The sequence below is a fragment of the Enterococcus sp. BWT-B8 genome (genome assembly GCF_020567625.1).
Lineage (GTDB): Bacteria > Bacillota > Bacilli > Lactobacillales > Enterococcaceae > Enterococcus_L.
The window spans coordinates 206511-232242 of record NZ_JAJDJV010000002.1; the positions used below are offsets into that span (position 1 = coordinate 206511).

Annotated in this window: 27 protein-coding genes and 1 other annotated feature (1 of these 28 running past the window's edge); of the genes, 23 read left to right on the forward strand and 4 right to left on the reverse strand. The window is 39.5% G+C overall.

Features of this window, described 5'->3' with window-relative positions:
• Window positions 1-153, forward strand: a binding site (T-box leader); it begins 61 nt to the left of the window's first position.
• A gap of 134 nt (window positions 154-287) precedes the next feature.
• The 13 genes from epsC (at window position 288) to glmU (ending at window position 11734) form a co-directional block, all read left to right on the forward strand.
• The gene (gene epsC / locus LI951_RS04330) at window positions 288-836 is read left to right on the forward strand and encodes a serine O-acetyltransferase EpsC (protein WP_202067283.1); all 549 of its coding nucleotides are present in this window, start codon (window positions 288-290) and stop codon (window positions 834-836) included.
• Window positions 820-2232, forward strand: coding sequence for a cysteine--tRNA ligase (cysS, locus tag LI951_RS04335; RefSeq protein ID WP_202067284.1), 1413 nt, complete (start codon window positions 820-822; stop codon window positions 2230-2232). The genes epsC and cysS overlap by 17 nt, the downstream gene beginning before the upstream one ends.
• On the forward strand, window positions 2229-2636 hold the full coding sequence (locus tag LI951_RS04340; protein ID WP_202067285.1) for a Mini-ribonuclease 3: 408 nt from the start codon (window positions 2229-2231) through the stop codon (window positions 2634-2636). Before cysS ends, LI951_RS04340 begins: the two co-directional genes overlap by 4 nt.
• Entirely contained in the window at window positions 2617-3438 is an 822-nt protein-coding gene (gene rlmB / locus LI951_RS04345; RefSeq protein ID WP_202067286.1) for a 23S rRNA (guanosine(2251)-2'-O)-methyltransferase RlmB, read from the forward strand. Before LI951_RS04340 ends, rlmB begins: the two co-directional genes overlap by 20 nt.
• A gap of 13 nt (window positions 3439-3451) precedes the next feature.
• Window positions 3452-3982, forward strand: a complete 531-nt coding sequence (locus tag LI951_RS04350) for an NYN domain-containing protein (protein WP_202067287.1) — start codon at window positions 3452-3454, stop codon at window positions 3980-3982.
• A gap of 197 nt (window positions 3983-4179) precedes the next feature.
• On the forward strand, window positions 4180-4740 hold the full coding sequence (locus tag LI951_RS04355) for a sigma-70 family RNA polymerase sigma factor (RefSeq protein ID WP_202067288.1): 561 nt from the start codon (window positions 4180-4182) through the stop codon (window positions 4738-4740).
• A gap of 123 nt (window positions 4741-4863) precedes the next feature.
• Entirely contained in the window at window positions 4864-5109 is a 246-nt protein-coding gene (locus LI951_RS04360; protein WP_202067289.1) for a Veg family protein, read from the forward strand.
• A gap of 164 nt (window positions 5110-5273) precedes the next feature.
• Window positions 5274-6125 carry a 4-(cytidine 5'-diphospho)-2-C-methyl-D-erythritol kinase gene (gene ispE, locus LI951_RS04365; RefSeq protein ID WP_202067290.1) on the forward strand — a complete coding sequence of 284 codons (852 nt, stop codon included), beginning with the start codon at window positions 5274-5276 and terminating at the stop codon, window positions 6123-6125.
• Between the two features lie 301 nt (window positions 6126-6426).
• Window positions 6427-7350, forward strand: coding sequence for a metal ABC transporter substrate-binding protein (locus LI951_RS04370; protein ID WP_420705915.1), 924 nt, complete (start codon window positions 6427-6429; stop codon window positions 7348-7350).
• A gap of 155 nt (window positions 7351-7505) precedes the next feature.
• Entirely contained in the window at window positions 7506-8207 is a 702-nt protein-coding gene (locus LI951_RS04375) for a metal ABC transporter ATP-binding protein (protein ID WP_229441394.1), read from the forward strand.
• Between the two features lie 33 nt (window positions 8208-8240).
• Window positions 8241-9077, forward strand: coding sequence for a metal ABC transporter permease (locus LI951_RS04380; RefSeq protein WP_229441395.1), 837 nt, complete (start codon window positions 8241-8243; stop codon window positions 9075-9077).
• Window positions 9078-9219: 142 nt separating this feature from the next.
• Complete coding sequence (gene purR, locus LI951_RS04385) at window positions 9220-10035, forward strand: pur operon repressor (protein WP_202067294.1); 816 nt, start codon at window positions 9220-9222, stop codon at window positions 10033-10035.
• Between the two features lie 313 nt (window positions 10036-10348).
• Window positions 10349-11734, forward strand: coding sequence for a bifunctional UDP-N-acetylglucosamine diphosphorylase/glucosamine-1-phosphate N-acetyltransferase GlmU (gene glmU, locus LI951_RS04390; RefSeq protein WP_267491697.1), 1386 nt, complete (start codon window positions 10349-10351; stop codon window positions 11732-11734).
• 283 nt (window positions 11735-12017) lie between these two features.
• Here glmU and LI951_RS04395 read toward each other — a convergent pair whose 3' ends face one another.
• Window positions 12018-15629: a 5'-nucleotidase C-terminal domain-containing protein gene (locus LI951_RS04395; protein WP_420705916.1), complete on the reverse strand. Its 3612-nt coding sequence runs from the start codon at window positions 15627-15629 to the stop codon at window positions 12018-12020.
• A 559-nt stretch (window positions 15630-16188) separates the two neighbouring features.
• On the opposite strand from LI951_RS04395, the gene LI951_RS04400 reads away from it, so the two are divergent.
• Window positions 16189-17160 carry a ribose-phosphate diphosphokinase gene (locus tag LI951_RS04400; RefSeq protein ID WP_202067296.1) on the forward strand — a complete coding sequence of 324 codons (972 nt, stop codon included), beginning with the start codon at window positions 16189-16191 and terminating at the stop codon, window positions 17158-17160.
• A gap of 62 nt (window positions 17161-17222) precedes the next feature.
• Here the strand turns inward: LI951_RS04400 and LI951_RS04405 are convergent, their stop codons facing one another.
• A complete protein-coding gene (locus LI951_RS04405; protein WP_202067297.1) occupies window positions 17223-17786 on the reverse strand; it encodes a DUF1700 domain-containing protein in 564 nt (187 codons plus the stop codon).
• A complete protein-coding gene (locus tag LI951_RS04410; protein WP_202067298.1) occupies window positions 17786-18127 on the reverse strand; it encodes a PadR family transcriptional regulator in 342 nt (113 codons plus the stop codon). Before LI951_RS04410 ends, LI951_RS04405 begins: the two co-directional genes overlap by 1 nt.
• Before the next feature lie 158 nt (window positions 18128-18285).
• Between LI951_RS04410 and LI951_RS04415 the strand changes: the two genes are divergently transcribed.
• The gene (locus LI951_RS04415) at window positions 18286-18855 is read left to right on the forward strand and encodes a hypothetical protein (RefSeq protein ID WP_202067299.1); all 570 of its coding nucleotides are present in this window, start codon (window positions 18286-18288) and stop codon (window positions 18853-18855) included.
• A 19-nt stretch (window positions 18856-18874) separates the two neighbouring features.
• The gene (locus tag LI951_RS04420; protein ID WP_229441397.1) at window positions 18875-19309 is read left to right on the forward strand and encodes a GNAT family N-acetyltransferase; all 435 of its coding nucleotides are present in this window, start codon (window positions 18875-18877) and stop codon (window positions 19307-19309) included.
• A 76-nt stretch (window positions 19310-19385) separates the two neighbouring features.
• On the opposite strand, the gene LI951_RS04425 is transcribed toward LI951_RS04420, so the two are convergent.
• Complete coding sequence (locus tag LI951_RS04425; RefSeq protein WP_202067301.1) at window positions 19386-19958, reverse strand: DUF805 domain-containing protein; 573 nt, start codon at window positions 19956-19958, stop codon at window positions 19386-19388.
• A gap of 406 nt (window positions 19959-20364) precedes the next feature.
• On the opposite strand from LI951_RS04425, the gene rsmG reads away from it, so the two are divergent.
• The 7 genes from rsmG to LI951_RS04460 all read left to right on the forward strand — a co-directional run bounded on the left by rsmG (window position 20365) and on the right by LI951_RS04460 (window position 25499).
• On the forward strand, window positions 20365-21081 hold the full coding sequence (gene rsmG, locus LI951_RS04430) for a 16S rRNA (guanine(527)-N(7))-methyltransferase RsmG (protein WP_202067302.1): 717 nt from the start codon (window positions 20365-20367) through the stop codon (window positions 21079-21081).
• 18 nt (window positions 21082-21099) lie between these two features.
• On the forward strand, window positions 21100-21864 hold the full coding sequence (locus LI951_RS04435; protein ID WP_202067303.1) for a ParA family protein: 765 nt from the start codon (window positions 21100-21102) through the stop codon (window positions 21862-21864).
• Window positions 21857-22750: a ParB/RepB/Spo0J family partition protein gene (locus LI951_RS04440; protein WP_202067304.1), complete on the forward strand. Its 894-nt coding sequence runs from the start codon at window positions 21857-21859 to the stop codon at window positions 22748-22750. Before LI951_RS04435 ends, LI951_RS04440 begins: the two co-directional genes overlap by 8 nt.
• An 897-nt stretch (window positions 22751-23647) precedes the next feature.
• On the forward strand, window positions 23648-24043 hold the full coding sequence (locus tag LI951_RS04445) for a helix-turn-helix transcriptional regulator (RefSeq protein WP_229441398.1): 396 nt from the start codon (window positions 23648-23650) through the stop codon (window positions 24041-24043).
• Window positions 24044-24052: 9 nt separating this feature from the next.
• Window positions 24053-24364 (forward strand): hypothetical protein, encoded by a 312-nt coding sequence (locus LI951_RS04450; RefSeq protein WP_229441399.1) that lies wholly within the window; start codon window positions 24053-24055, stop codon window positions 24362-24364.
• A 257-nt stretch (window positions 24365-24621) separates the two neighbouring features.
• Window positions 24622-25161 (forward strand): hypothetical protein, encoded by a 540-nt coding sequence (locus tag LI951_RS04455; protein WP_229441400.1) that lies wholly within the window; start codon window positions 24622-24624, stop codon window positions 25159-25161.
• A gap of 152 nt (window positions 25162-25313) precedes the next feature.
• Window positions 25314-25499 (forward strand): DUF951 domain-containing protein, encoded by a 186-nt coding sequence (locus LI951_RS04460; RefSeq protein ID WP_202067308.1) that lies wholly within the window; start codon window positions 25314-25316, stop codon window positions 25497-25499.
• Window positions 25500-25732 lie beyond the last annotated feature (233 nt).

Genomic DNA, 25732 nt, shown 5'->3' on the forward strand with positions numbered 1-25732 from the left:
TAAGCAGTCAGTAAATACCCTTTGAAATGCCCCTTTGAGTGGTCTCGGTGAAAAGCAAGTAGCTGAGAACGGCTGACAGACGTTACCTGTTTTGAGGCAAAGCAGCAGTCTGTTTTGTGAAAAAAAGTGGAACCACGTGAAAGCGTCTTTTAAGCGGAATTATTTCGTTTGAAAGGCGTTTTTTATCATTAATTAAGGAAAATAAAGGGGAAAAAGAGTCTGTCTGCTGATGGTAAAATGAACTGAAGGAGTTGTTTTGAAAGAAGATAATGAAAGGAAGGAAGCTTATGAGTTGGTTGAAGAGGAGCATTGCTGCGGTTAGAAAAAATGATCCGGCAGCCCGTTCCACTGCAGAAATTCTGTTTACCTACCCAGGGGTATATGCGCTGTTCTGGCATCGGCTGTCGCATTTTTTATACAATCATCATCTCTATCTGCTGGCAAAAATTCATGCTCAATTTTGGCGATTTTTGACAGGTATTGAAATTCATCCGGGAGCAACAATCGCACCTGGCGTTTTTATTGATCATGGGATGGGTGTGGTTATTGGTCAGACAGCTGAGATCGAGGAAGATGTGGTGCTATTTCATGGTGTGACGTTAGGCGGTACAGGTAAAGACAGCGGGAAACGACATCCTACTGTTAAAAAAGGTGCAATCATTTCTGCACATGCACAAATTTTAGGACCGGTTACCATAGGAGAACAGGCAAAAGTAGGTGCTTCAGCAGTTGTGCTGATCGATGTACCGGATCGAGCGACAGCAGTGGGAATTCCGGCAAAAATAGTCCGAATCAACGGGGAAAAGGTAGGAGAAAAAGATGATACAGATTTATAATACATTAACCAGACAGAAGGAAGTCTTTACACCTTTGGAAAAAGGAAAGATTAAGATGTATGTCTGCGGACCAACAGTCTATAATTATATTCATATAGGAAATGGGCGCAGTTCAATTGCCTTTGATACGATTCGCCGCTATTTTGAATATAGAGGTTATGAAGTAAATTATGTTTCCAACTTCACAGATGTGGATGATAAAATTATCCGGGCAGCCAATGAGCTGGGGATTACAGCACCGGAAGTTGCAGATAAATTTATTCAGGCATTTAAAGAGGATACTGCGGCGTTGAATGTAAAGCCTGCTACTGAAAATCCCAGAGTAATGGATCATATGCCGGATATTCAGGCATTTATTGAGGCACTGATTGATAAAGGGTATGCGTATCAGTCTCAGGGAGACGTATACTATCGCACTAGAAAATTTAAAGAGTATGGGAAATTAAGCCACCAATCCATTGATGAGCTTGAAATGGGCGCCAGTCAGCGTACTGGAGAAGAGCTGAAGCTAAAGGAAGATCCTCTTGATTTTGCTTTGTGGAAAGCGGCAAAAGAAGGAGAGATTTTCTGGGATTCTCCTTGGGGTGCCGGTCGTCCGGGCTGGCATATTGAGTGCTCGGTGATGGCAGGCAAGCATTTGGGCGATACCATTGATATTCATGGCGGCGGTCAGGATCTGGAGTTTCCGCATCATGAAAATGAAATAGCACAAAGTGAGGCAAAAACCGGGAAAACATTTGCGAATTACTGGATGCACAACGGCTACGTAACGATTGGCGAAGACGATGAAAAAATGAGCAAGTCTTTAGGAAATTTTATTACTGTACATGAAATGGTTAAGCAGGTAGATCCTCAGATTTTGCGGTTCTTTATGGCAACGACTCAGTATCGGCGCCCGATCCGCTATAGTGAGACAACTCTGAAAGAAGCGGCAGTAAATTATCAGAAACTGAAAATCGCTTTTGAAAATCTTTCTTTCAGAAAAGATTCAGCAGAGGAGGCGTTGCTGGAGGATGCTGAAAAGATTGCGGAACTGGATCAGATTGAAGCAGCTTTCATTAAAGAAATGGATGATGACTTTAATGCGGCCAATGGAATTACGGTTGTTTACGAATTGGCAAAATGGCTGAATCAGTACAGTGAGCAGAATTCTGTTTCCAAAAAAGTTACAGAATATGCCTTGGGATTATATACGGTGCTTTTGGAAATATTTGGCATTCTCTTTTCTTCGGCTGAACTGTTGGATGATGCTGTTGATCAGCTGATTGAAGAAAGAAATCAGGCAAGAAAAGATCGAAATTTCGCTCGCAGCGATGAAATTAGAGATCTGTTAAAAGAACAGGGAATCATTCTTGAGGATACTGCTCAGGGAACCAGATGGAGACGTGGCGAATGAGAGATTACACACAGCTGAACGGTCTGGCACTGGCTTATGTAGGAGATGCAATTTATGAAATATACATTCGGGATTACCTGGTCTCAGAAGGACAGACGAAGCCAAACGTTCTTCACCGAACTGCAACCAATTATGTCTCAGCAAAGGCGCAGGCTTCTCTAATGCAGGGAATGCTGTCGGAAGGCAAGCTGTCGGAAGAGGAAGAGCTGATTTACAAGCGTGGAAGAAATGCCAAAAGTCATACCTCGGCTAAAAATGCGGATATCACAACTTACCGTGTTGCGACCGGCTTCGAAGCGTTGATGGGCTATCTTCATTTAATGAAGAGGACCGAACGTTTGGAAGAATTGATTGAATGGTGTATAAAGAAAGCAGGTGAGCAGAATGAAGCCAGGAAGAAATAGAAACAGGCAAAATGATAAGAAAGACAGAAGACCTGTGAAAGTGAAAAAACAGGAAGGCCCTGTCGCAGAAAAAAATGATGATTTTGTTTTTGGTCATTATGCGGCACTCGAAGCACTGGGAAATGACCGCGGCAACAAATTGTTTTTGCAGGAGGACCTTTCCGGAGAAAAGATAGAGAGGCTGAAAGAAGCCGCAAAAGAACATGCGGTTCCGGTAAAGTGGGTACCGAAGCAGAAGCTGGATACTTTGAGTGACCGAGGCGTCCATCAGGGGGTGGTTCTGGCTACAACTGCATATGAATATTTGACGCTGGATCAGCTGCTTGAAAAAACAGAATCGGAGACTCCTTTTTTTCTGATACTAGACAGTATAGAAGATCCGCATAACTTGGGCTCTATCTTGAGGACTGCTGATGCAACGGGAGTGGATGGAGTGATTATTCCAAAGCATCGGGCAGTGGGTGTTACCTCAGTTGTTGTAAAAGCTTCCACAGGGGCTGTAGAGTACGTTCCCATTGCCAGAGTAACGAATCTGACCAATGCAATTACGGAGCTTAAAAAGGCCGACTTTTGGATATTTGGGACAGATATGCAGGGAACCGACTATCGGCAATGGAATACCACAGGAGCTGTTGCACTGATTATCGGAAATGAAGGTCGGGGAATGAGTAAAGGTCTGCATAAAGAGGTAGACGAACTGCTGACTATTCCCATGACAGGGCATGTTCAAAGTTTAAATGCCGGCGTGGCTGCCGGATTATTAATGTATGAAGTTTATCGGGGAAGAAATCCCAAGGTATGAGGAGGTGAAATCGGTGAAAAAACAGCTGCTGATTGTAGATGGCTATAATATGATTGGTGCATGGCCGGAATTAGTTCGTCTGAAAAATCAAAACAAGCTGGAAGATGCAAGGGAAGCGCTGCTTCACCGATTATCCAACTATGCGAAATATGAAGGTCTTGAAGTAATGGTTGTTTTCGATGCCCAGCTGGTACCTGGAATCCAGCAAAGCTATAAAAAATATCAGCTGACAGTTGTTTTTACAAAAGAAGAAGAGACGGCTGACAGCTATATTGAACGTGTAACAGGGGAAAAAAACAATCTGCTGACACAGGTCTCTGTGGCTACGAGTGATCTGGCTGAACAATGGCTGATTTTTTCAAAAGGGGCACTCAGAATTTCTGCCAGAGAATTATATGACCAGATTCGTAAAACAGAGCGGACGATTGCCATTCATGCGACGGATATTCAATATCAGAGCTTTAGACGGAACTCACCCTGGGATATGGAACAACTGTCAAAGCTGTCTGATATTTTAGAAGAGCTTTCGAATGAGAAGGACTGATTTGAAAATATACGCAAGAATGTATGAGTACAGAGAAGAGCCATCAGAAAAAAACTCTATATAATAAAATAATATGCTAAAAAGAAGAAAATATTTATCGTAATATATTTTCTTCTTTTTTTATCTTCATTTTAGATGCGGAGAGATGGTACTCTTTTTTCATCAATTTGTTTAATTGGATGGAAAGGGAGTTAAGTATGAATCAGTTTGAAACAATTTTACACGGGGACTTTGAAGCATTTGATCAGCTATATCGAAAGTATTATCCAGTTGTTTTTAAAATGCAGACGAAGTATTATTTGAGAGGATTTGATCAGGATGACTGGCTGCAGGAAGGACGAATTGTCTTTTTTCGTTCTTTGGAAAAGTTTCAGGAAGGACACAAAGTAACAATCGGAAATTTTTTTAAGCTTAATTTTGAGAATCATATTCGAAGTTTAGTCCGCAGACAATGCGCCTACAAGCGTCAGGGGGACATAACTGCTGTATCACTTGAACAAAAAATGGATACACAAGGGGAAACATTTTTGGATTATATGCAGATAGAAGAATCTCAAGCGCTGGACTACATGATTATTCGTGAAAAACTGGAAGATGCTCATAATGTCCTGTCTTCTTTTGAGCGGGTTACATTTGAAGAATATATGGATGGCAAAGAGCTCAGCGATATTGCAGAAGAATATGATGTGCAGCCGATCAGAGTCAGAAGTGCCTATGATCGGGCAAAAAAGAAGATCAAATCATTGATATATGATTAAAAAAAAGAGAGAAAAATAAAAGAATTAAATAATTGTAGTATAAGTAGTTGCAATTATTTTTGTGCTATGGTAAACTTGAAATTTTCCTGTACATGTGATACAATCGTTTTTGAGGTGAATGCAATGCCAACAACTTTAGCTTCAATCAAGAAAGACTTGGAATGCCGTATTGGCAGTAAAATCACATTGACTGCGCAGACGGGAAGAAAACGGCAGACAGAACGTTCAGGTGTTTTAACAGAAACCTATCCTTCTGTTTTTGTTGTAGACTTAGATCCAGACGAAAACTCGTTTGAACGGGTTTCTTATAGTTATTCAGATGTGTTGACACGTACTGTAGAAATTGAGTTCATCGGTGAAGCTGTCTAAAGAATGACGAATCAAGTTGGGTAAAACGGAAATTTCGTTTTGTCCAACTTTTTTTATATGCTGTATTATACAAACATTCTATGTACTTCACTAAAAACATATGTTAGAATTTTAAAGGATTCTGTCGTATAAGATTGCTGATATATCATAGAATAGGTGGAGACATGGAGATAATTGAGAAGGCACCGGCAAAGATTAATCTGGGTCTGGATGCATTATACAAGAGGAAAGATGGATATCATGAATTGGAGATGGTGATGGCTAGTGTAGATTTGGCAGATCGTCTTTCGTTTGAGCCTCTTCCGGATAATCAAATTATCCTTGAAACAAATAATTCTTTTATTCCTTTAGATCAAAAAAATCATGTGTATATCGCTGCAGAGCTGATAAAAAGCAGGATGCAGATCGATCAAGGAATAAAAATCTTTATAGAAAAACGAATACCTGTTGCTGCCGGCCTTGCAGGAGGCAGCAGCGACTGCGCAGCCACACTGAGAGGATTGAATCGGCTTTGGCAGTTGGGTCTGACAAATACCGAACTGGCTGAACTGGGCAGTGAGATTGGCTCGGACGTTCCTTACTGTATTGAGGGAGGAACAGCTTTTGTGACAGGCAGAGGCGAGCGGATAGAAAAGCTTCAGCCTATGCCGCAATGCTGGGTAGTCCTTGTGAAGCCGAAAATGAGTGTTTCAACAGGCTCTGTATTTGGCAGTTTGTCGTTTAACAGCATCCATCATCCGGATATTACTGGTCTGAAAGAAGCAGTGCAGGCAAACGATTATCTGCGAATGACACAAACAGTTGGTAATGCATTGGAAAGTGTGACAATTCAGCGGTATCCAATTATTCAGCAGATTAAAGATCGAATGTTGAAATTTGGCGCTGATACAGCTTTAATGAGCGGCAGCGGACCTACTGTTTTTGCATTGTGCGATAAAAAGAGCAGAGCCCAAAGAATTTATAATGGGCTAAAAGGCTTTTGCGATGAGGTTTATCTGGTAAGAACACTAAAATAATTGCTTATCAGTGTGTATCTGATTTAGATATGCAGCATGTGCCTGGAATTATAAAAGATTCCGGGCTTTTTGCTTTTTTCTGAATCTGGAAATAATTTCGTGCTTCAAGTCTGTAAATGAGGTCTATTTCTTACTGCAAATCACCTGAATGAAAAAGGTTTTCAGATTCTTTTGATTTTTTTCTTGACGGAATTTTTAACTTCTGATAAAGTAGGTTTTGCTCTTAAATCGTAAAAATTACGATTTGCGAAAGTAAATCGGAATGGAGAAAAAAATGAAGCGAAAATTTTTGAAATATAGTATGTGTATCGGTATGCTCTTACTAGGTATTTTTATTTTAGCTGCCTGCGGGGAAACAACGAAGCCGGCAACTGACAAACAAGATCAGATTACTGTGATGACTACTTTCTATCCTATGTATAATTTTACAAAAGAAATTGTAGGAGATGAGGGAACTGTTGAACTGTTAATCCCTTCTGGTACAGACGCCCATGACTTTGAACCAAGTGCAAAAGATATCGCAAAAGTTTCCGATGCAGACTTGTTTGTATATAATAGTAATGAATTCGAAACCTGGGCAGAAGATGTCATTTCAAATATCAATCAGAATAGTGTAAAAATTGTAGAAGCAAGTAAAGGTATTGATTTGATGGAAAGCGATGACCATGATCATGAAGAGGAAGAAGAGCATGATCACAGTCACGAAGTAGACCCGCATGTCTGGTTGAACCCTGTGCTGGCCCAAAAAGAAGTGGAGACAATTCGTGATGCGCTGGTAAGCAAATATCCTGATAAAAAAGAGGTATTTGAAGCAAATGCAGCTGCTTACCTTGAAAAATTACAGACATTGGATGCTGAGTACAGAACAGCTTTTGCAGCTGTTGAAAATAGGACCTTTGTAACACAGCATGCTGCTTTTGGCTATCTGGCAAAAGAATATGGACTGATACAGGAGTCTATTTCAGGTATTTCTCCTGATCAGGAGCCTTCACCAAGTCGTTTGGCTGAATTGAAGAAATATATTGATGAGCATCAGGTAAAGGTCATTTATTTTGAAGCAACAGCTTCCTCAAAAGTAGCTGAAACACTGGCTAAAGAAACAGGTGTTGAGCTTTCAGTACTGCAAACACTGGAAAGTCTGACAGAAGAGGAGCAGCAGTCAGGTCAAGATTATATTTCTGTGATGCAGGAAAATCTTGAAGCCTTGAAAAAGAGTATTAAGTAAAGAATAAGACTGATATATTTTGGCTGTATTCTAGAGCATGTGCAGGTTTTGATTGCTCTGAATGAAGCAGTTTTGGATGAAAAATAAAGTGAAGAATAAGATATCATCAGACTGGGAACTGAATATGTTATTTTATTAAAAAAGGGAGAGCGTATATGCATTACATTGATGTACAGGGACTAACATTTTATTATGATGATGAGCCTGTTTTGGAAAATGTTTCCTATTATGTTGATCCGGGTGAATTTGTTATTTTAACAGGAGAAAACGGAGCTGCAAAATCAACCCTGATAAAAAGCACGCTTGGGCTGCTTAAACCTGCAAGCGGAACAGTAACGGTATCTGATAAAAATGCTGAAGGGAAAAAAATCAGTATCGGCTATATTCCTCAGCAGATTGCCTCATTTAATGCTGGCTTTCCCAGTACGGTACTGGAATTAGTCCGCTCCGGCCGATTTCCCAGACAGCGCTGGTTTCAGCGGCTGACAACAAAAGATCATCAGCACGTGGAAAAGGCATTGAAAGCAGTTGGTATGTGGAATATGCGGCATAAACGCATTGGTGAGCTTTCCGGCGGGCAAAAACAGCGGATCAGTCTGGCCAGAATTTTTGCAACAGATCCTGACCTGTTTATTCTTGATGAACCCACAACAGGGATGGATGAAGAATCCAGAAACGAGTTTTATCGTTTGTTAAGACACAATGCTCATGCTCATGGCAAATCGATTTTGATGATTACTCATGATCATGAGGACATTAAGAAATATGCAGATCGGCAAATTCGCTTAGTGCGGAAAGAAGACTCTCAGTGGCGTTGTTTTCACATGAGTTCTGAGACAGACATGGATGAAGTATAAAATTGAAAAAGATAGATTAGGGAGTTGAATATTTTGGAGATGTTTTCATATGAATTTATGAGGCGGGCATTTCTGGCTGCAGGATTTATTTCTGTTATCGCCCCAATGCTGGGAGTGTTTCTGGTTATCCGGAGGCAGTCGCTGATGGCAGATACGTTGTCCCATGTCTCTTTGGCAGGAGTTGCTTTGGGGCTGTTCTTTAATTTGAGTCCCAATTTAATGACCTTGGTTGTAGTCATCATAGCAGCTGTTGTTCTGGAGTATTTGCGGCATATTTATAGTACATATTCAGAAATTTCAATCGCTATTTTAATGTCCGGCGGTCTGGCACTCGCACTGGTTCTGATGAATATGAACAGCGGGAATTCTGCAACAAGTATCCAGTCATATTTGTTTGGTTCCATCGTTACTATTACATGGGAACAGGTAGTAATTTTGGCAGTTTTGTTCGTTGTGCTGGTCATTCTGTTTTTCCTGTTCAAGCGCCCGATGTATGTGTTGACGTTTGATGAGGACACAGCGCATGTTGATGGACTTCCTGTACGCTGGATGTCCATGCTGTTTAATGTAATAACAGGAGTTGCCATTGCTGTGATGATTCCAATCGCAGGAGCCTTGCTGATTTCTGCTATTATGGTGCTTCCTGCAGCGACAGGATTGAGAATCGGAAAAGGGTTTAACATGGTAATTATAATTAGTACAGTTGTAGGGCTGGTGGGGATGATGGCAGGATTGACTGGTTCTTATTATCTGGAAACACCACCGAGTGCGACCATTACACTGGCATTTATTAGTATTTTTTTAGTAATCAATGTTATTCGTTATATTACAACCATCTCTTTAAGAAATAGAAAAATTAAAGGAAGTTAGGGAAAAACGAAGATTCTTTTCCCTGACTTCTTCTTTTTTATAGAATATGCGAACTATTTCAGATTTTTTCTTTAAAATGCTCGAATTTTTTCTTCTAAACCCTTATAATAAGGAACGATAGAGAAAAAAGGAAGTGACTAATTTGAAAACCCGTAGAAGTGAACGCCTAATTGATATGACACAATATCTGTTAAGTCACCCACATACATTAATCTCTCTGACATTTTTTGCTGAGAGATATCAGTCTGCCAAGTCTTCTATTAGCGAAGATCTGGCGATTGTAAAAAAGACGTTTCAGCAGAGAGGAACAGGTCTTCTGGAAACCGTACCGGGAGCTGCAGGAGGCGTTCAGTTTATTCCCAAGATTCCATACGAGGAAGCAAAGCAGTTTATTATGGAGCTGGGTGACCGTTTGTCCGAACAGGATCGTCTGTTGCCGGGCGGCTATGTCTATCTTTCTGATTTACTGGGACAGCCGGAGCTGCTGCGTCAGATTGGTCGGGTGATTGCTTCAATTTATTTAGATCAAAAAGTTGATGCAGTGATGACTGTGGCAACAAAAGGTGTGCCGATTGCACAGGCAGTTTCTTATTATCTGAATATTCCCTTTGTGATTGTCCGCAGAGATTCAAAAATTACAGAAGGTTCTACAGTCAGCGTGAATTATGTATCCGGTTCATCTGAACGGATAGAAAAAATGGAGCTTTCCAAACGCAGTCTGGAACGGGGATCGAGGGTTCTTGTCGTAGACGATTTCATGAAGGGCGGCGGAACGGTTAACGGTATGAAGAGTCTGATTGAGGAATTTGAAGCTGAATTGGTGGGCATTACTGTATTTGCAGAGTCCAAATTCAATGGACAGCGTGCAATCAATGATTATACATCTCTGCTCTATGTGAAAGATGTGGATACCCAGACGAAAACGATTAATGTTGTTCCGGGAAATTATTTTAGTTAAGAATAAATCAAAATAATTGCTAGACAAGGAAGCTTTGCTGTTCAAAAAATAGCGAAGTTTTTTTGCTATACTGAATAGGATCATCCATCCATAAACTAATAGTTATAGAATGGACTAAATTGATCTGCATTATTTAAAATTGGTTTGGTTGAAAAAGTGCATTTGGTAAGATAAACTAAGAGAAGGTTATGATGAAGAAGTTTATCTTTATCAAAAAAACTTCATTTGTTTGGGATTTAAAGAGCGGGGATTTTAGAATTACGCCGTTCTCTTGTTATAAAAAAGAATGAGACAGAATTGAGGAGTGACAAATTTGGAAGAGAACAGATACGTCATCATTTTAGCTGCAGGTAAAGGTACACGTATGAAATCAAAGCTTTATAAAGTCCTTCATCCCGTGGCAGGGAAGCCTATGGTAGAGCATATTGTCGATCAGGTAGAGCAGACTAAGCCAACGGAAATTGTGACAATTGTCGGCCATGGTGCAGAAGCAATCAAAGAGTATTTGGGAGAACGGACAAAGTATGCGTTACAGCAGGAACAGCAGGGAACCGGACACGCGGTCATGCAGGCAGAAAGCTTGCTGAAAGGGAAAAAGGGAACCACACTGGTGATTACAGGAGATACGCCTTTGTTAACGGCAGAAACACTGACTAATCTTTTTGATTATCATCAAGGGAAAAATGCTAGTGCAACAATTCTGACAGCTCAAGCTGATGATCCTACAGGTTATGGACGAATCATTCGTGATCATTTGGGAATTGTTGAGAAAATCGTTGAACAGAAAGATGCGTCTGAAGAAGAGACACGTGTAAGAGAAATCAATACAGGAACATTCTGTTTTGACAATGAAGCCTTGTTTTCTTCCCTTTCAAAAATAGAGAAAAATAATTCGCAGGGTGAGTATTATTTAACAGATATTATTGAAATTTTGAAAAACGGCGGAGCGACAATTGCGGCTTACCGGATGGCTGATTTTGATGAAGCAATGGGGATTAATGATCGAATGGCACTGGCCACCGCAAATAAAATTATGTATAAACGTCTGAATGCGATGCACATGATGAATGGTGTTACGTTTGTCGATCCTGCTAGTACGTACATTGATGAAGGCGTAGTGATTGGCTCAGACACTGTGATTGAAGCAGGAGTCTGTATCAAAGGAAAAACTGTAATCGGTGAGGACTGCTTTATCAGCTCCGGTTCGGAAATTGTGGACAGTGTGATTGAAGACAATGTCAAGATTGTTCATTCCGTAATTGAAAAAAGTACCATTCGAAGTCATGCGGATGTCGGTCCATTTGCCCATTTAAGACCCAATACAGAAATTGGTTCACGTGCACATATTGGGAACTTTGTTGAAATAAAAAATTCTTCAGTAGGTGAAGAGACTAAAATTGGTCATCTCAGCTATGTAGGGGATGCAGATTTAGGGAAAGATATCAATGTCGGCTGCGGTGTTATTTTTGTGAATTATGACGGGAAAGATAAGCAGCATATCTCAGTAGGAGATCATACGTTTATCGGTTCAGGTTCTAATTTGATCGCACCGCTGACAATCGAAAACAATGTAATGATTGCTGCTGGATCAACCATTACGGATGATGTATATACACATGATCTCGCAATCGCCAGAGCAAGACAGGTCAATAAAAAGGGATACGCAGAGAATTTTTCTTATTTTGAAGGTAAGGAATAAGAACAGTTTATTCGGTTTTAGGGGACTTAGACATACTTATGTCACAGTCCCCTTTTTTCAGTTATTAAATGATGTTGTTATTTACCGTAAAGTTTAAAACCAGTGTCTTGACCGAATTAAAAACAAGTTATTCTTCTAATCCAAGAAACGTGCCCTACCAAGTAGTATTACATATGAGACTGCTGCTTTTGAAGCTGTCCCATTTGTTATTGAAGCATACAAGTTAAGACTTTCAATCATTTATTTATTATCTTTTATTGTAATTTACAATCTGGTCAAGCTGCTAGGATATTTTTCGCTTGTTATAGTAGTAGGTTCCTGTTACAGCAGCGCCTGCAGTCAGTAAGCCAATACCCAGATAAGAAGCAATTTCTTCACCTGTTTTCGGATAATTTCCGCCATTTTTATCTCTGTCCCCTTCACCTGCTGTTTTTTCGCTGTCTGCTTCATCGCTGCCGCCTTCTTTATTGAACTCAGCTTCAGCAATAGAGATGATGCGTTTTCCAGGGAATTGTTCTTCATATTGAGCCAAATCGATATTGGTTGCTGTATCTAACAGACGCAGTGCTGCGCCTTGTTTCAGATAGTCAATCAGAACGGTGTCAAGAGAAGGGCCTTCTTCTCTTTCACCGCCGAGCATGTCGTAACCATCGCCTCCGGCAGCCAGAAAATCGTTGGTTGCCATATTGTAGGCAGCAGTATCTTCGATTGGTGCAAATTCACCGGTTTCACGGTTTTGGACTTCAATTTGCAAGACACGCTGACCAATGACTGTCTGTCCTGATTCGTTGCCTTCATCGTTTGCTAGCAGTGTTCCTTGTTTAGTTGAATCATAATAAATACGAATTGTGCTTGATACGTGAAGGAATCCACCATTTGCACCCAATTTCGGTTGTCCATAATCGTCTAAAATGACTGAGCCGTTTTCATCCTTTTGTGCAGTTGAGCGAAGAGACATCTCAAACATTTCTTTCACCTGTGCGCCTGTCACCTTAATTTGTGAGATGCTGTTGCCAAATGGCAGAACAGCAATAATGTCTCCAAGAGTTACGGAGCCTGGTTCGATAGTTGCACGAATACCTCCACCATTTGTTACAGCGAAATCAGTCGGTGAACTGAACCCGGTTTGTCCATAAGAAAGCATAGAGTCACCAATTAAATTTCCCAGATTTGTTTCTCTGGTACGCACATTATCTCGTTCTCCGTTGAACAAATAAGGGTTATTTTCAAGCACAACTTCAGAGCCCCAAGCTTCAAAGGTTGCTTTTGCTTGATCAACCAATGCCTTAACTGCTGTATTTTCTTCCAGCTCTGCCAGAGTCTCAGCTGAAACCAGTTCTGCAGATTTAGCAGATACATTATTTACATCCAGTTTTACCAGACCCACATTGTTCAGATAGTTGCCTGTTTGAGTATACAGGACATTTCCGTACATCATACCGCCATTTACAGCAGTATGAGAATGACCATCCAGAACAACCAAATTCAAATCAGGGAAGCTGACGTTTAATTCTTTGGCCAGTGTGTCTCCCCGCCACTCAGCTGGAGTTGTTTCATCAATTCCCAAATGTCCGGCAATAACAAAAGCATCAATTGCTGTTTCGGAATTTTTCAAGGTGTTGATGATTTTCTTTGTTTCTTCAATCGGATCAGCGAATGTTACTCCGATAATGTTGTTTGGATGGGTTTTGGTTGCTGTTTCCGGTGTTGTTACACCGATTACGGCATAATTTCTGCCATCTTTTTCAATAAGGGTATAGGGTTCAAAGACAAGCTGTCCGTCTTTATACGTATTATTCGAAAGAAGCGGGAAATTCAAATTTTCTTTATAGTGAAGGGCTCGTTCAAAACCGAAATCAAATTCATGATTTCCCACAGCCATTGCATCATAGCCAACTTCGTTCATAATGCTGACCATATCCATTCCTTCAGAGAAATTAGAGATAGGCAGCCCCTGGAATGCATCCCCTGCATCGATTAACAGTCCGGGATTCTTTTGATCCTTATAGGTTTTAAGACGGGCCATTCCCAGAACATCCTGTCCGTTTCCTTCCAGTCGTCCATGAATGTCATTTGTATGCATGATTGTTAAAGTGCTTGGCTGAAAGCCTGCCTCAATGACATCCTGTTTGGTAATTGCCTTGACATTTGGTGTCCGGCCGTCTGCAGCGGAAACAACTTGAAGCGTTCCATTATTTACCAGCTCAACAGCCAGTGCCCGCCAGTCTTCATCAAAGTTGTAGCCGATGATTTCCCAGTTGTGCTCAATCTCCTTTTCCGGATCAATCGTTCCTTTTTCTTTGATATATTGAGCAATATATCCTCGAAGCGTTTCCGGATCTGTAGAGACTAACGGTTCTTCTGTAATAATTCCCTGAGCCAGCAAACCTTCATAACGGTAGTTGTTCATGGCAATTGTATAATTGGCAGTTGGGTCTACAGCCGCTCCATCAATGGTTGGGTTGATAATCCGCTGTCCGACTTCTTTTGAAATATCAATTTTATAGTCAATTCCTGAAAAAATATCGTAATTGTAAACACGTATTGCTTCATTGAAGCTGATGGTCAGGTCATCCGGTTGAGGGGTATTGTAATAAGCCGCCTGATTTTCCATGTATTTTAACAGATTTTCTCCGGTAATATTCACGCTGACCAAGGTATTCGGGTACTTGTAAATATCAAAAATATTAGAGTAGGAAAGAGTGCCTTTATTTAATTTGCTGTCTGCTTTAAATAAGGCAGAAGCAGCAAGCTGAGCGCCTGTGTATTTTCTTTGGACATTGTTAATTAATGAGATCATGGCAGTTGGCTGAAGCTGAGCCTCAGGAATGCCTGTCACTTCTTCTGCCGGAAGGAAATCAGCAGATGCTGTTCCAATTGGATCTGAAATGAACTGACGTGCTGTATCATGATAAGTTTGTGTAGCGGCTTTTAATTCTGTATCGGCAGCTGCCTGTGTGGTGTCAATAATGGAAACATGGTCATTTTTTACCTCCCATTTTCCGTTGATTTTTTCAATATCCAAATCAATCCGAACCATTTCGATACCCGTATCTTTTGGTGCGCCGACAGGAGCTGTTCCGCTGGGACTGTCAATCTGCTCTGCGAAAGAGCGATGATCATGTCCTAAAATAAATGCATCAATACCTGCTACATTATTTATTACCTGATCGGCACTTGCAGCAGGATCGTTGTCTGTCCGTCCGGCGTGGATGGAAGCCACGATGATATCCGCAGAGCCTTTGAGTTCTGCTACAGCTTTTTCGGCTTCATCTTTTAAAGCATTGAAATACAGTGTTTCAACTTTTGCCCCATCCCAATTTGGAATATGCGGAGTGGTCAGACCAATAATTCCCACAGTCAGATCCTTTGTCCCGTCGTTATCCAGATCAATATCTTTTAACGTGGTGCCTCCTACGTAACGGTTATTTGTTGCTTTGACATATGTGTTTGCAGAAAGAATTGGGAAAGATGCTTCGCTGCTGATTTTGTCAATCAGATCAAGGCCAAAATTGAATTCATGGTTTCCAAGGACCATAGCATCATATTTGATTTCATTCATGGCTTTAATCATTGGATGCTCTTCGTTAATCAGTGGTTCTTTGTTGTACAAATCATCGGTAAGAATGGTTCCCTGTACGATATCCCCATTATCAATTAAAATCGTTCCATTGGGATTTTCTGTACGAACATTTTTGACAACCGTACTTACTTGTGAAAGTCCGACAGCAGCTTCTTTGTCATCCTCATACGACCAGTTCCACAGCTGACCATGAACATCAGAGGTTCCCAGAACAGTCAGCCGGTGGGTTTCCTCCGCTTCAGTTTCTGCTGTTGCGGGAACTGTTGTGCTTCCGCTTACCAGCAAACCTGTGACAATCAGCCATTGAAAGATGTTTTTGATTTTGTTACGCCCTAGCTTCTTCAAAAAACAAACACTCCTTCTTCCTATTTTTTAGTGCACAAGACTATTTTAACAAATATAGAGCGCTTTCTAAATGTTTTTCTGGCTTTTAATGAAAAATAAATAGAAAAAAGAGATATTCGTATAATCTTGGTAGAAAAATCAGAAGTAAAAAGGTGTAAAAACGATTTTAATTCCTAATTTTTCGTAAAACAACTACATGTCGAGCTGAAGTATATTTAGTGAAGATATGCAAGTGTTTCATTTGGACATATCCGGAGAACTGTCTAAAAAATTTTTTTAAAGGAAATATCTGTTATGAATGAACAAAAACTAAGAATAAGAATGCCTGAAAAAGAATTAAGCAGAAAAAAAGAAGGAGAATAGAAATGAAAATCTGTGAAGCTGCAAACAAAAATAGTAAAACGGTTTAAATGCGTATAATTGATGATAATTTGGTATTACTATAGGAAAATCACTTGATTTATTTGTAAAAAGTGACTACTATTTATAAGGAAGCTATTGTTCAAAATAGAAAGTGGAGGTCCCAATGTCAAAACATTATTTTGATCCAAGATTGAAAATTTTTTCTCTTAATTCTAACCGCCCTCTAGCGGAAAAAATTGCAAAAGCAGTTGGTGTGGAATTAGGTAAGTCATCTGTCAGCCAATTCAGTGATGGTGAGATTCAAATCAACATTGAAGAAAGTATTCGAGGGTCGCATGTTTATTTGATTCAATCAACGAGCAGCCCAGTGAATGACAATTTGATGGAACTATTGATCATGATTGATGCGTTGAAGCGCGCAAGTGCCAAAACAATTAATGTTGTTATGCCGTACTATGGTTATGCGCGTCAAGATCGAAAGGCTCGTGCACGTGAACCGATCACAGCCAAATTAGTAGCGAATATGCTGGAAAAAGCCGGAGCTACAAGAATGTTGACATTAGACTTGCATGCGGTACAGATTCAGGGATTCTTCGATATTCCTGTGGATCATTTGATGGGTGCGCCGCTGATTGCTGATTACTTTATGGAACATGGGATTAAGGGCGACGATGTGGTGGTAGTTTCACCGGATCATGGCGGAGTGACTCGTGCCCGAAAACTGGCGGAGTACTTGAAATCTCCAATTGCAATTATTGACAAACGCCGTCCTAAAGCAAACGTGGCAGAGGTAATGAATATCATTGGACAAGTGGAAGGGAAAATCTGTGTGTTGATTGATGACATGATCGACACTGCCGGAACCATTTCATTGGCCGCTAATGCATTAAAAGAAGCCGGTGCCAAAGAAGTGTATGCTTCATGTACACATCCAGTATTATCAGGTCCTGCACTGGAACGGATTCAGGATTCAGCGATTAAACGTCTGGTTGTAACAGACTCCATTTATCTTTCGGATGACCGCAAGATCGATAAGATTGATGAAATCAGTGTTGGCGAACTAATCGGTGATGCTATCAAACGGATTCACGAAAATAAACCAGTCAGCCCTTTATTTGAAACAAAAAATCGTTAAAAGAATACAAATAAGCGTTGGAAGTGTTGTGAAAGCACAGAAATCCGACGCTTATTTTTTTGTTAATTGGAATTTTTCAGTTTACGATGCGCAACAGAAATAGATAGCAGATAGCCTTTCAGCCAATTCCACATTTTTTTGCTGCTGATATAAAGCAGCAAACCAACCAGAAGACAAACTGGCAAAGCCATGAAATCAGGAGCCTGCCAAAAACCAAAATTCATAACAACAATCGGCAGTGAATAGCCGAAAAACAGACCAATCATTTTGATAACACCTGCTGCAACTACTATAAAGGAACAAAAATAGAATGTAATTGAAATGATTCCTACACAGGAAACAATGAACATACCTGAAAAACCAGTTACAAAATAGAATTTTATCAGTTTCATCAAATTACTCAAGTTGAAAGAGCCTTCTTTAAGAAATGCCTCGTCAATATAAGAATCTGCCAAAGCTTTGGGACTTCCTAATGTTTTCAAGACTATATCGATCTCTGCGCCGTTGCTTACAGCTTCAAAGATGTGGCTTTCTACTTCTTCAAGGATATCCATCCGTTCCTGCTGATCCATCTTCTTTAAATAATTGTTTAACTGCTGTAAATAGACTGAAGCCTGTTCATTCATCATAATTCCTCCCTGTTTTCCTGAATATCATCGACTGCTCTGGTCAATGTTTTCCACAGAACGGTCATTTCCATAAGATATCGAATACCTAGATCGGTAATCCGATAATATTTTCTTCGAGGCAGATCATTATTTTCCTGCCAGTAGCCTTCCAAATAGCTTTCTTTTGTCAGACGTCTAAGTAACGGATACATTGTATTTTCGTTTGTGGCGATGATACTCCAGTTGCTCAATACCTCTATCAGCTCATAGCCGTAATAATCTCTTTTTGATAAAAGAGAAAGGATACAAAGCTCCAAGGTACCGCGTTTAACCTGTGATTTCCAATCATCTATATTCATATTAGCACCTCACACAGTACAGTGTATAACACAGTATAAAATAATACAAGTCTTAACAAAGAATTTAATACAGATATACTATTTTGAAAAGGAATTCTCTTTAGAAACGTTGCCAATGTAGTATAATTAGATAAATCAATATATGAAGGGGAAATAAAATGGAACGTCCGGACGAACGGAAAGCACTTGAAATACTGCAGACAATTTTTCCTGAAAAATATAAACAAGCCAAACTTCTGGACAAACCTGATATTCAAAGCCTTGAAAACAATGTTGGCGTAGAAGTCACTCAATCGCTGAAAGAAGGAGTTCTGCATACGTTGGGAGAAAGCAGTGTGCCATTTCAGGACGAGCAAAAATTGTTAAAAAGACTTAAGCAGGAATACGGTACAGATGTGATAAAGATGACGTTGAGATTACCAGACGGTACAGTAAAAAAAGTAGGAATTTCTTTGGCAAACTGGGATAGCTTATTTAATTTGATTGAAGCCTATGATAATAAACTGAAAAAACTGCAAAATGGAAGCTACACACTTTATCAGGAAAATAATCTTTTTATCTTTGTTTTTTGGGAAGATGAATCTTATATCAGAGGGTTGTTGAAACACTTAACGACAATTGCTTCTCCACTTTATTATAATATTGTTTATGTGTACAGCAGTCCATTTTTGTATGTGATTGACTGTGATCGGAAAAAAATGGAAAAGTATAAATACAAGATAAATTAAGAAGCAGGAGTTGAATAAAATGGATGTTCAGATTAAAAAATTGGAAGAGTTATCTTCGGCAGAATTACTGAAAATTATGGCAGCACGTATTGCAGTGTTTGTCGTTGAACAGCAGTGTCCGTATCAGGAGATTGATTCCGATGATGAAACAGCATGGCATGTTTGGCTGCAGGAAGGAACTGATATTGCCGGTTATTCCCGAATTATTGACAAAGGAGACTGCATCAGTATCGGGCGTGTATTGACGACTAAAAACTATCGTGATCAAGGATATGGTAATCTTCTAATGGAAAAGACACTGACTGAGATAAAAAAACGCTATACAAATCTATCGGTAGTATTAAGTGCTCAGGAATATGCAGTGGCATTTTATCAAAGCTTTGGTTTTGAAGTTGTCTCAGAGGTTTATCTGGAAGATGATATTCCCCATGTGAATATGAAAATGGAAAAATAAAATACCTGATAAAAAATATGCTGTAACAGTTGGTACTAAAAACTGTTGCAGCATATTCCAGATAAGTTAAAATGGCTTAATATTCTACCCATTCGCTGTCTTTTTCCTGTTTCTTTCTGAAAAAGAACTGCATGGCATCACTGTTGCTTGTTGTTACCAGTGAATCAGTTGGTAAAATAGACAGTATGAAGAAAAAGATGCTGATTGCGGAGACAATCAACGTTAAGAACGCAGAACTTCCATTTAAATTAATAATGTTTCCGACAAAATTAATAATGTAAAAGGTCAAAACTCCCCGACCGGTAACCCCGGCGTCTCTGTATCTTCTGACTGAAAGTGCCAGTGTTGGCAGTATTAATGCTAAACTAATAACGCCGAAAAGAATGAACACTCCGATAGAGTCAGTTAAAGCTGCAGCAATTTCACTTTCAGAATAATAGCCGTAATCATCAATTAAACTAAATACCAATGAAAAAATTTTTCCCAACATAGCAAAAGCCATAACAAACCCGCCTAATGATAAAATCAATGTTACCCACCAGTAGCCGGCCCTTGTTGTCCGGCCCTTAAAGTCTACATATCCCAGAAAGAAATCTTTAATTGCCTGAATAAAAGACACTTCACCTGGCTTTTGATTAATTTTTCCCATAACTACCCCTCTTTTTAAAATATATTGATCTCCATTTTATCACTCTTTTCATGTAACTTACAAGCGAATTTACTGAAATGATACACTAGCAGGCAGGGGAAGTTCTTGTTTCATCTACAGAAGGTTGTTAAAAAGCTGATTAGAAGTTAAAAAGGATAGTACTGTTAGGAGAGGTCTTCATTTTTTGACGTCATCTATTTGCTTTTTCATTTCCGTTGCCCCATCTATTCTACCTATTTCTGTTATACTGGAATCATTCTGTATTACCGGAGTTTCGAAGAAAAAACAGATCATTTTAAGAAAGCTGATAAAAGTTATCAAAACCATTGCATGAAACAGCTATTTGCGATAAAGTAAAGTAAGAAACTGTGAAACATTTTAGTGTTTCACGCTAGGAAGGAATAATATGACGCCAGAAGAATTTAGACGCTTGTTAGAGGAAAAAGGAAGGATTTTATCTGATCAGCAAATGATGCAGTTTGCCAAGTACCATCAGCTGTTGATTGAATGGAATGAAAAGATGAACCTTACGGCTATTACAGAAGAAAAAGAAGTATACTTAAAACATTTCTATGACTCTGTATCGCTGGCTTTTTTTGAGGATTTTTCATCTGATAAGAAAATCTGCGATGTGGGTTCCGGAGCCGGGTTTCCAAGCATCCCTTTAAAGATAGTTTTTCCAGATTTAGAGGTTACGATTGTTGATTCTCTGAACAAACGTATCAAATTTTTAACTCATCTCACTGAAGAATTAGGCTTATCTGATGTTTCTCTCTATCATGACCGGGCAGAGACTTTTGGACAGACTGAAGAATTTAGAGGGGCATTTGACTATGTAACAGCAAGAGCTGTTGCCCGTCTGAATGTATTGGCGGAGCTTTGTCTGCCTCTGGTAAAAAGAGATGGCTTCTTTCTGGCATTAAAAGCATCAAAGAGCGAAGAAGAAATAACAGAAGCAAAAAAAGCAATTGCTGTATTGGGGGGGAAATTCGAACAGGAACGTTCGTTTGAATTGCCTATTACTCATGATGAACGGCATATTGTTGTAATTCAGAAGAAAAAGGAAACACCGAAAAAATATCCAAGAAAACCAGGGTTGCCAAATAAACAGCCGATCAAATAAGATGGAGGAACAAAACACATGGTACGAATCATTTCTGTAGCGAACCAAAAAGGCGGAGTAGGCAAAACAACGACTACTGTAAATTTAGGTGCTTGTCTTGCTTATTATGGAAAAAAGGTATTGCTGGTTGATATCGATGCTCAGGGAAATGCGACGAGCGGTGTAGGAATTAGAAAACCGGATGTTGCTCATGACATTTATGATGTACTGGTGAATGAAGAGCCCCTGAATAAAGTGACTTTACAGACAACAAGAAAAGATCTGGATATTATTCCTGCCACTATCCAGCTGGCCGGAGCTGAAATAGAATTGACTTCCATGATTGCCCGGGAGTCCAGGCTTAAATCAGCGCTGAAAGAAGTGAAAAACGATTACGATTATATTCTGATTGACTGTCCGCCGTCACTGGGACACTTGACCATTAATGCGTTTACTTCCAGCGACTCTATTTTAATCCCGGTTCAATGTGAATATTATGCATTGGAAGGACTTAGTCAGTTACTGAACACGATACGTCTGGTTCAAAAACACTTTAATCCGGAGTTGAAGATTGAGGGAGTTCTTTTGACCATGTATGATGCCCGGACGAATCTCGGAGCCGAAGTCGTGGAAGAGGTTCGTAAGTATTTCCGTGAAAAAGTGTATGACACGATTATTCCTCGAAATGTTCGTTTATCGGAAGCGCCAAGTCATGGGCTGTCAATTATTGATTATGACCCGAGATCTCGCGGAGCCGAAGTCTACTTATCTCTAGCAAAGGAAGTGTTGAATAATAATGAGTAAAGGAAAAGGTTTAGGCCGCGGTATTGATGCATTGTTTCAAGATTTTGCTAGTTTGGAAGAAGTGGATGTAAAAAAAGAAGAGGTCATTGAAATTCCTCTTAAGGAGCTTCGTCCAAATCCCTATCAGCCCAGAAAAACATTTGATGAAAGTTCATTGAATGAATTGGCAGAATCCATTAAGCAGTCAGGTGTTTTCCAGCCGATTATTGTCCGAAAATCATCTGTAAAAGGCTATGAAATTATTGCTGGTGAGCGACGTTTCCGGGCATCCAAATTGGCTGAAAAAGAGACTATTCCAGCAATTGTCCGTGAATTCGATGAAGAAGCAATGATGCAGATTGCTGTACTGGAAAACTTGCAGAGGGAAGATTTGAACCCGCTGGAAGAAGCAGAAGCTTATGATATGCTGATGAAAAATCTGAAGCTGACACAGGTGGAAGTGGCAGAACGCTTGGGTAAGAGTCGTCCCTATATTGCAAACTATCTGAGATTGCTGACTTTACCGGAGCTGGTGAAAGATTTAGTGCAGCAGGAAATACTGTCTATGGGGCAGGCAAGAACATTGCTGGGTCTGAAGGATAAGAAATTGATCTCTACATTGGCTGATAGAGCAGCCAAAGAAGGGTTGACTGTTCGTCAGCTGGAGCAGATAGTTAATGACTATAATGAAGATGAAGGTAAAAAAACCGCTAAAACGGTTAAGAAGCCGGTAAAAGAGAAGCCGTATTATATACGTGAAAGCGAAGATCGCTTAATGGACAAGTTTGGTACGACAGTCATGATTCAGGAAAAAGAAGGAAAAGGGAAAATAGAAATTGAATACCTTTCTCAATCTGATCTGGCGAGAATATTGGATATCCTGAATATTCAATTTGATTCAGAATAAATTAAATAAAGTTGAAAAAGGCAGGAATCTGAAATTTTCTGTCTTTTTTTATTGGATTTAAAAACAAGGGTAAACGGGACTGTGACATAAGGATGTCTGATACCCTTAAAGCCGAATAAACGGTGTTCCAGTCTTTGTATGATTCGAGCATTCGAAGAAGCGTAGAAGTAAGTTCCTACATGCCCCCAGACATGCTTCGAGGATCGGAACGAAGTCCTTCAATTCTTAGTGGCTTTGCCATTTAGGAATTGATGAGATCGAAACGAAGTGTAGTGTAGTGAGAACCGTAGACGCAGAAAAACGGCTACAGCGTAATGGTTTGTCTCGAGAATCGTTAGACTCGTAGAGACAGCAGTTCTGGAAATAAGTCAAACGATACTGAAAATATGAGCAGCTCCAGGAAGGTATCCATTCACAGCTAGTCATTTTATGACTAGTGTTTCTTGACAATTTTCGTATATTCCGCTGACTTGTCAGAGTAGATGATACCTACTTGGTTCTTGAGCCAGAATACTTTTGCTCCTGCGGTTACTCGTCGCATGAAGTGCTTTGCTCCTGCGGTTACTCGTCGCAGTTAAGGACGTGCAAGTGCTCCTGCGGGTATTCATCGCATGGAGATTGTCACAACCTCCTCAAGTAAGGGGCTTCTAATTACTGGAGTGAATTTTCCTGATATTCTGGAAATTGCTTCTGTATAAGGGCTGTCAAGCAGATTTGACGAGGGAAACAGGAGATGTCAAAGGTATTTGATAGAAAAAAAAGATTATTGCAGGATGATTATCTTATATGAAGAAGCATTTTTGTTAAACACAGAAGTACGAAAGAAATCTTTAATATGAAAGCAGTTTAAGCAGTATAATGGAGGAGGAGAGACAAAAAATAAAGTCGGAGGCAGTCATGGAGATTGGAGTTAAGTTAAGAGAGATAAGAAATGAACTGAGATTAACGCAGGAACAGGTAGCAGCATCTGTTCATGTATCTAGACAGACCATCTCGAGTTGGGAAAATGGTCATAGTTATCCAGATATTATAAGTGTGCTGCTTTTAAGTGAATTATATAATGTATCTGTTGATACACTGTTGAAAGAAGATCCTAAAATGACCTCATTTTTAAAGGAAAGTACAGATACTGTAAAGAGTAATAGAAGAATACTTTATGGTATGGGGTTGAATTTGCTGCTTATTATATTAATGTTTTTCTTTGAAGCTGTTAAAGGTTTGGCATTTCTGCTGTTTATACTGATTGCTGTAAACGGCGCTATTCTGTTTTATAACTTTGTCAGGAAGATTTAGGAGGAGACTATGATGCAGACATCATGGAAGGTTTTTGTTGGAGTTGGGATCATCATACTTTGTTCGCTTGCCATAGCAATAAATATTTATCGTTTGCTATTAATTGATGCCAAAGACAGAGGACTGGAAAAACCAAAAATTTGGGCTTTGATCGGAGCAGGCGGACAGCATGGGGAAGGTCTGTTACTCTATTTTTTTCACCGTAGAAATCATCCCAAAATGATGGAAAGCCAACCAGAACAGACAGCTTTTATCAGAAAGAAGATTCAATACCTGCTTGTTTTAGATATTATAGGATTTATTTTGTTTGTAGCCGGATAGTCAGCTTTTGTTGAAATGAACTCTGGACTGGTACTGATTGCTTACTCAAAAGAAGGGATTTTCTTAAAACATCAAAGGGATGATGTGGTGAATTTTTAAGCACTTTGTCTTGTTTTAATTTATAGAGCTGTTGGAAAGATAGAGTACAGTTAGAAAATGTTTCTGACTTGTAGTCTATCTTCTATTTATTAGGATAGTAAAACAAGTTTTACGTAATCTACATTTTACGATATAATAAAAAAGAATGGAGGGAAGATATGGAACTGGACACCACACTTATTGAAGCATTGTTAGCTTCACCCGTCAGCAGTTACCAAATTTCCATGGGTACCGGGATTTCCCGCCAAATGATCGGTAAGCTGAGAAATGGTCAGGCTGATTTTCATAAAGGATCTTTGGAAAATGCACTTTCTTTATACAGCTTTGCACTTGAACAGAAAAAAATAGGGAATTTACTGATGAATAAAAATGAGACGCTGAAAGAAGTAGCAACGAAAGACGACCTATTGGATGCATTAAAAAGAAAAACGGATGAAATTTTGGTTATAGGAGAGCTGGCTGCCGAAATAAACGAGCTGAAAAAAAATCAGTTAACCGATACTGAAATCATGGGAGTGGAGCTTGGTGGTGGAGGTATGTTGACCATTTTGGAGTATCTGATTAGTCTGTTAATTGATGCAGGTGAAAAAATTAATAAAAATGAAAAGGCGATTCGAAAGAAAATCATCCGTCTGTATTATATAAAGAGAGTAGGTCCAGCTTCAGTTTTATTGCGATTAAAACAGTTGGATTATTAACAAAACGAACAATGTTAACTTTCATCAAAACAGTAAATTGCTTTTGCTACTTGGAGAAAAAAATGGTATTGTAGAAATATCTGCTTTTTTTATTTTATCTGAGCGCAAAGATCTATATTTGGCGCAGAGAAAACTGAGGAGGAAACGACGAAATGTATGATTTAGGTGATGTTGTAGAAATGAAGAAGCCTCATGCCTGTCAAACCAATCGATGGGAAATTATTCGAATGGGTGCTGATATAAAAATCAGATGTTTGAATTGTCAGCATATCGTTATGATGACTCGCCGGGATTTTGAGAAAAAAATGAAAAAAGTACTGGAAAAGAAAGTATCCTAGTGCTCTGACCAAATTATAAATTACACTAAAAGATCGTCTATAAATGATGTTCAATGATAGAAAATGTTAACTTGTATGCTTCAATGACAAGAATAAACAGCTACAAATATAGGGGTTGCTCTTGTGCTGGCTGCGTGTTTTTTGGATTAGAAGCATAACTTAGTTTTAAATTGGTCGATACACTAGCAGCAAAGGAAGAACCCATACAGTTAACAAGAGGAAAAAGTGAAAAC